The 6,256-nt window shown below is 65.9% G+C and carries 7 protein-coding genes; 5 read left to right on the forward strand and 2 right to left on the reverse strand.

Annotated features, from left to right (window positions below; genetic code table 11):
- From AC1D00_RS21815 to mtaB, 3 genes are all read left to right on the forward strand, one after another.
- On the forward strand, positions 1-241 hold a 241-nt coding region (locus AC1D00_RS21815; RefSeq protein ID WP_477012084.1), incomplete at its 5' end, for a hypothetical protein.
- A gap of 230 nt (positions 242-471) precedes the next feature.
- Entirely contained in the window at positions 472-1,347 is an 876-nt protein-coding gene (gene dapF / locus AC1D00_RS21820) for a diaminopimelate epimerase (protein ID WP_477012085.1), read from the forward strand.
- Positions 1,347-2,600: a tRNA (N(6)-L-threonylcarbamoyladenosine(37)-C(2))-methylthiotransferase MtaB gene (gene mtaB / locus AC1D00_RS21825; protein WP_477012086.1), complete on the forward strand. Its 1,254-nt coding sequence runs from the start codon at positions 1,347-1,349 to the stop codon at positions 2,598-2,600. Before dapF ends, mtaB begins: the two co-directional genes overlap by 1 nt.
- Before the next feature lie 215 nt (positions 2,601-2,815).
- Here the strand turns inward: mtaB and AC1D00_RS21830 are convergent, their stop codons facing one another.
- Together AC1D00_RS21830 and AC1D00_RS21835 are read right to left on the reverse strand one after the other, a co-directional pair.
- Entirely contained in the window at positions 2,816-3,925 is a 1,110-nt protein-coding gene (locus tag AC1D00_RS21830) for a DUF2336 domain-containing protein (RefSeq protein WP_477012087.1), read from the reverse strand.
- Positions 3,926-4,153: 228 nt separating this feature from the next.
- Complete coding sequence (locus tag AC1D00_RS21835; protein WP_477012089.1) at positions 4,154-4,855, reverse strand: RluA family pseudouridine synthase; 702 nt, start codon at positions 4,853-4,855, stop codon at positions 4,154-4,156.
- 61 nt (positions 4,856-4,916) lie between these two features.
- Here AC1D00_RS21835 and ftsY point away from each other — a divergent pair, with 61 nt between their 5' ends.
- Together ftsY and AC1D00_RS21845 are read left to right on the forward strand one after the other, a co-directional pair.
- On the forward strand, positions 4,917-5,861 hold the full coding sequence (gene ftsY, locus AC1D00_RS21840; protein ID WP_404551866.1) for a signal recognition particle-docking protein FtsY: 945 nt from the start codon (positions 4,917-4,919) through the stop codon (positions 5,859-5,861).
- Positions 5,862-5,983: 122 nt separating this feature from the next.
- On the forward strand, positions 5,984-6,256 hold a 273-nt coding region (locus tag AC1D00_RS21845), incomplete at its 3' end, for a septation protein IspZ (RefSeq protein WP_477012088.1).

The following is a 6,256-nucleotide window of genomic DNA, read 5'->3' on the forward strand; positions in this document are numbered from 1 at the left end:
GGGTGAGGGCGAGGCGCTGGCCGCCGGCGATGCRGCCGGGGCGGGCGAGGCGCTCGCGGCCGGCGACGCCGACGGAGCCGGCGAGGGACTGATCGGAGAAGGACTTGCCGAGGCGGCCGGCGCCGGGCTCGGCGTCTGTGCCACAGCGCCGGGCAGGCCAAATGACAAGGCCGCTGCCGGGATCAGCGCGGCCAGAGCGAGACGACGAAAGCCAATCATTTTTTTCTCCCCAGGGCCTTAACTCATCAAGCCCTTGGTTCAGCAAGGCCCTAAATTCATCAAGACCTTACCCACCAAGGCCTCAATCCGGCCGCGCGTCCCGGTTGGCGCGAACCGCGCCGTTCTAACACGCGAGCGCCGAATTCGTCCCATGACAGATGCGTCATGGCGGACGTCCCGGCGCCCGGCGGCAAATCACTGGCCAAGCGGCCAAGGATCGCCATATAAGGCAGGCGAAATTCAGGAAATTTCATGAGCGCGCTGGCCAACCACGCATTTGCCAAGATGAACGGCATCGGCAACGAGATCGTCGTTGTCGACATGCGCGATTCCACCTCAAAGGTGACACCGGACGACGCCCGTGCGGTGGCATCCGCGCAGGGCGGCGTGCCCTACGACCAGCTCATGGTGCTTCAGAAGCCGCGGCTCGACGGCACCGAGGCCTTCATCCGCATCTACAACAATGACGGCTCGGAAGCCGGCGCCTGCGGCAACGGCATGCGCTGCGTGGTGCGGCGCATCTTCGAGAAGACCGGGCAGGCCACGGCGACGTTCGAGACTGCGGCCGGCCTGCTCAATGCCTGGCAGGGTCCGGCGCCGGATCTCTACACCGTCGACATGGGCGTGCCCAAGTTCGGCTGGCAGGACATTCCGCTGGCGGATGAGTTTCGCGACACCCGCTACATCGAATTGCAGATCGGACCGATCGACAATCCGATCCTGCATTCGCCCTCGGTGGTGAGCATGGGCAACCCGCACGCGGTGTTCTGGGTCGACGACGTCAACGCCTATGACCTCGAGCGTTTTGGTCCGCTGCTGGAAAACCATCCGATCTTCCCCGAGCGCGCCAACATTACGCTCGCCCACATCGTCGATCGCGACCACATCACGATCCGCACCTGGGAGCGTRGGGCAGGGCTCACCAGGGCCTGCGGCTCGGCGGCCTGTGCCACGGCCGTCGCGGCGGCGCGGCTGAAGCGCGCCGAGCGCAATGTCGAGATCACGCTACCCGGCGGCAAGCTCGGTATCGAATGGCGCGAGCGCGACGATCACGTGCTGATGACGGGCACCGCGAYCTTCGAATATGAGGGCAATTTCGATCCGGCGCTGTTCGCGCCGGTCGGCTGATGTCCGTCGAGATCGTCACCTTCGGCTGCCGCCTCAACGCCTTCGAGGCCGAGGTGATCCGCCGCGAGGCCGAGGGGGCTGGTCTTTCCGACACCATCGTCATCAACAGCTGCGCCGTCACCAACGAGGCGGTGGCGCAGGCGCGGCAGTCGATCCGCAAGCTGAAGCGCGAGCGGCCGGAGGCGCGCATCGTCGTCACCGGTTGCGCCGCGCAGACGCAAAGCCGGATGTTCGCCGATATGGCGGAGGTCGACCGCGTCGTCGGCAATGACGACAAGATGCGCAGCGATGCCTGGCGCGATACGCGCGCTGCCTTCGACATCGGTGCTAGCGAGAAGATCGCCGTCAGCGACATCATGGCCGTGAAGGAGATGGCGCCGCATCTCCTCGACGGCTTCGCGAGCGGCCTGCCGCGCGTGTTCGTGCAGGTGCAGAACGGCTGCGACCACCGCTGCACCTTCTGCATCATCCCGTTCGGCCGCGGCAATTCGCGCTCGGTGCCGATGGGCGCCGTGGTCGAGCAGGTGCGGGCGCTCGTGGAACGCGGTCACGCCGAGATCGTGCTGACCGGTGTGGACCTCACCAGCTATGGTGCCGACCTGCCGGGTGCACCGAAGCTGGGCATGTTGACGAAGCAGATCCTGCGCCATGTGCCGGAGTTGAAGCGCCTGCGCATCTCGTCGATCGATTCGATCGAGGCGGATGGCGATCTGCTGGATGCCATCGCCGACGATTCACGCCTGATGCCGCATCTGCACCTGTCGCTGCAATCAGGCGACGACATGATTTTGAAGCGCATGAAGCGCCGGCATTTGCGGGGCGATGCGATCGCGTTCTGCGACCAGGTGCGCCGCCTGCGTCCGGACATCGCCTTCGGCGCCGACATCATCGCGGGCTTCCCGACCGAGACCGAGGCGATGTTTTCGCGCTCGCTCGATCTGGTCAGGGAATGCGGCCTGACCTTCCTGCACGTCTTCCCCTATTCCCCGCGCCCCGGCACGCCCGCCGCGCGGATGCCGCAGGTTGCGGGGCCTGAGATCAAGGAACGTGCGCGGCGGCTGCGTGCGGCCGGCGAGGCGGCATTGCGTCAGCGGCTGCAAGCCGAAATTGGCGCAACGCGCGATGTGCTGATCGAGAGCGAGGGGCAGGGCCGCACGGAGCATTATCTGCCGGTGGCGATCGCGGGCGAGCGGGTGGGAAGCGTCGTGCCGCTGCGGATCAGTGGCAGTGACGGCGAGCGGCTCATCGCGTAATTCGGCTGCGGGAGTTGCGACGCGCTGTATCTCCAATGTCGTCCCGGCGAAGGCCGGGACCCATACCGCGTGATCTATCGATTACGCGCGGTGCCTGTCCCAACGAAGCAGAGTAACTGCTAGCCGTCGCCGAACTTCTCCCTGTGGGTATGGGTCCCGGCCTTCGCCGGGACGACACTGGGAGTGTGGATGCGGGGTGCCCCAAACGCGCTCCGCTACGACGCCCGCACCTGCCAGAACCGCAGCGTTCGCCGCGCATTCTCCGGCGTCATGCGGGCGAAATGGCCCTGTGCTCTTGCGAGATCCGCCGGCTTCATCGCGCCGGTGGCAAAACGGCTTTCGAGCACGGCGGCGGTGGTTTCCCAGCTGAGCTGCGCCGCCTTGCAGGGCACCAGCAGGCCGTCATCGCGCAGGCTCTGCATCAGCGGGCGAATCACTTCGACGGTGGATTGCGACAACGCCGCCAGCGCCGCGACGGTTTCTTCATAGCGCCGCTGCCTGGCAAAGCCGAACAGCATCGCTTCGTTGAGCTGGCCGGTGGCCTTGAGATTGGCAATGGCGCGCTTGGCACCCTCGAAATCGCGGACACCAGACATCTCGCGCTCGACGCCGACCGTGACGACCGCGATCGCGCTCTGGATTTCCTCGAACAGATGCGGCGGCGCGCGTGACAAAAGGCGCGTGCGAACCACATCGGTCGCGGAGCGCAGCAACTGGCGGCGCAGCTCCGATGGCAGGTCGACGCGGACGCCGACGCTGACGGCGAGCTCCGGATCGCTCTCCGCCTGTCCGACGATGACGGCAAATCCGTTTCCGGAGACGCGTGCGCCCGGATTGGCGGCAAGCCGCCGGCTGACGCTGGGATAGCGGCGCGCCAGCAGCGCGTCGGTGACGATCTCCTTCAGCCACCAGCGCCCGGCGACCGCGAGCAGATGCGGCTCGCCCTTGGATGATGCGATCTTCACCAGCTCGCCATCGTCGAGGCGCGCGGATTCCTGGAGCACGGGACCGGCGATGCGGATCTCGTCATTGTTGGCGAGCCGGCGGATCACGGAGGGCGGCGCCTGTGCGATCGGCGCGAGCTGCGCGCTGATCTCGGCCAGCGCCACGCGTGCGCCCATGTCGGCGATGGCGCGCAGCTCGATGGTGCCGATCAGGCGCTCGAGCACCTCGTCGAACAGCGCGATCTGCTCGTCGTCAAAACTGCCGGCGGAGGACAGGAACAGGTCGGTGACGCGGCGGGCCGTATCGAGGCCCTTTTCCGCCGAGCCAATCCGAAGTGCGGATTCGACCTCGTCGATGATCGATAGCTCGGCCTTGGACATGACGCGCGGCTCGTCCTGAGCGGATTGACGGAAGCTTGTTCTAAGCAACCGCTATCATTAGAGGCGAGCCCTGAACGTTTCGTAAACCATGGGGCCGCTCCTCATCCTGAGGAGCCCGCAAAGCGGGCGTCTCGAACGATGCAGGCTGAGGTGTAGCAGCGGGGCCTTTCATGGCTCGAGACGGCGCTGACGCGCCTCCTCAGCATAAGGGTCTACCGGCTGTGCGGGTTATTCCCCATTCCACCCGCAGGCGCGAAGTTTTTCGTGCATGTGGGGCGGGGCCGGGGCCACAACGCGGATCGGCTCCTTGTTCCGGGAAATCGGCACCACGATCTCGCGGGAATGCAGGTGCAGGCGCGGCTCGCCGAAGCGGGGGCCATTGCCGTAAATGTTATCGCCGAAGATCGGCCATCCCGTCGCGGCCGAATGCACCCGCAATTGATGGGTCCGCCCGGTCACCGGTTCCATCGCGAGCCAGGTCAGGCCATGTCCCCGGCCCATCACCTTCCAGTTGGTGATGGCTTTCTGCCCCTCGGGATCGGGCTTCTGCCACCAGCCGCGCTCGGCATTGAGCCGGCCGAGCGGCATGTCGATGGTGCCTTCGTCCTCGGCGGGCCCGCCCTCGACCACGGTCCAGTAGGTCTTGCCGATCTTGCCGTGCTTGAACAGCAGGCCGAGCGAGGCTGTGGCTTTCCGATGGCGGCCGAGCACGAGGCAGCCGGAGGTGTCCTTGTCCAGCCGGTGGGCTAGCACCGGCGGCCGCGGCAGGCCGAAACGGAGCGCGTCGAAGGATGCCTCCAGATTGGCGCCGCCCTTGGGGCCGCGATGCACCGGCAGGCCGGCCGGCTTGTCGATGACCAGCATCAATCCGTCGCGATGGAGCACGCGCGCCAGAATTTCATCGGCGGTCAATTCGGGAACATCGAGCAATTGCAAAGGCTTTCGTTCGAGACTTTCGTTTACGGGCCGGAACGGCTAACACACCGCCACCATGAACGATACCACGTCAGATCCCCCCAAGCTGAGCTGGTGGCGCCGCCTGTCCAACGGGCTGAAGCGCACCTCGTCCTCGCTCGGGACCGCGGTCGCCGACCTCGTCACCAAGCGCAAGCTCGACCGCGCCATGCTCGACGACATCGAGGACGTGCTCTTGCGCGCCGATCTCGGCACGCAGGTTGCGGTGCGCATCGCGGACGCCGTCGGCACGGGGCGCTACGACAAGGCGATCTCGGCGGACGAGGTCAAGGACGTCGTTGCGACCGAGGTCGAGAAGGTGCTGTCGCCGGTCGCAAAGCCGCTCGAGATCGATACGGCCAAGAAGCCGTTCGTCATTCTCGTGGTCGGCGTCAACGGCTCCGGCAAGACCACCACGATCGGCAAGCTCTCGCAAAAATTTGCCTCCGAAGGCCGCAAGGTGATGCTGGCCGCCGGCGACACGTTTCGCGCAGCCGCGATCGAGCAGCTCAAGATCTGGGGTGAGCGCACCAGGACGCCTGTCATTGCCGGCGCGCAGGGCTCGGATTCGGCGAGCCTTGCTTTCAACGCGCTGACGGCGGCGAAGGAGCAGGCCATCGACGTGCTCCTGATCGACACCGCCGGGCGGCTTCAGAACAAGGCCGAGCTGATGAACGAGCTCGAAAAGGTCGTGCGCGTCATCCGCAAGGTGGATGACACGGCGCCGCATGCGGTGCTGCTTGTGCTCGACGCCACCGTCGGCCAGAACGCGCTGTCGCAGGTCGAGGCCTTCCATCGCACCGCCGGCGTCACCGGCCTCGTGATGACCAAGCTCGACGGCACTGCGCGTGGCGGCATCCTGGTGGCGCTCGCGGAAAAATTCAAACTGCCGGTGCATTTCATCGGCGTCGGCGAAGGCGTCGACGATCTCGCGCCCTTCACCGCGCGCGACTTCGCCCGCGCGATCGCCGGAATCGAATAGCGTCATCCTTCGAGACGCCGCTTGCGCGGCTCCTCAGGATGAGGTCGTGCCACACATGAGGTCCTCATCCTGAGGAGACCGCGGAGCGGTCGTCTCGAAGGATGGGAGAGACGGAAGAGAGAATGGACAAGACCCAGCCGCATCCGCTGTTCAAGCTTGCGACCGAACTCGGTCCGCTGCTCGTCTTCTTCTTCGTGAATGCGAAGTTCAACCTGTTCGCCGCCACCGGCGCCTTCATGGTCGCGATCGTCGCGGCGATGATCGCCTCCTATGTGGTGACGCGCCATATCCCGATCATGGCGATCGTGACGGGCGTGATCGTGCTGGTGTTCGGCACGCTGACGCTGGTGCTGCACGACGAGACCTTCATCAAGGTCAAGCCCACCATCATCTAC

This window comes from Bradyrhizobium sp. P2_E8 (assembly GCF_056403875.1).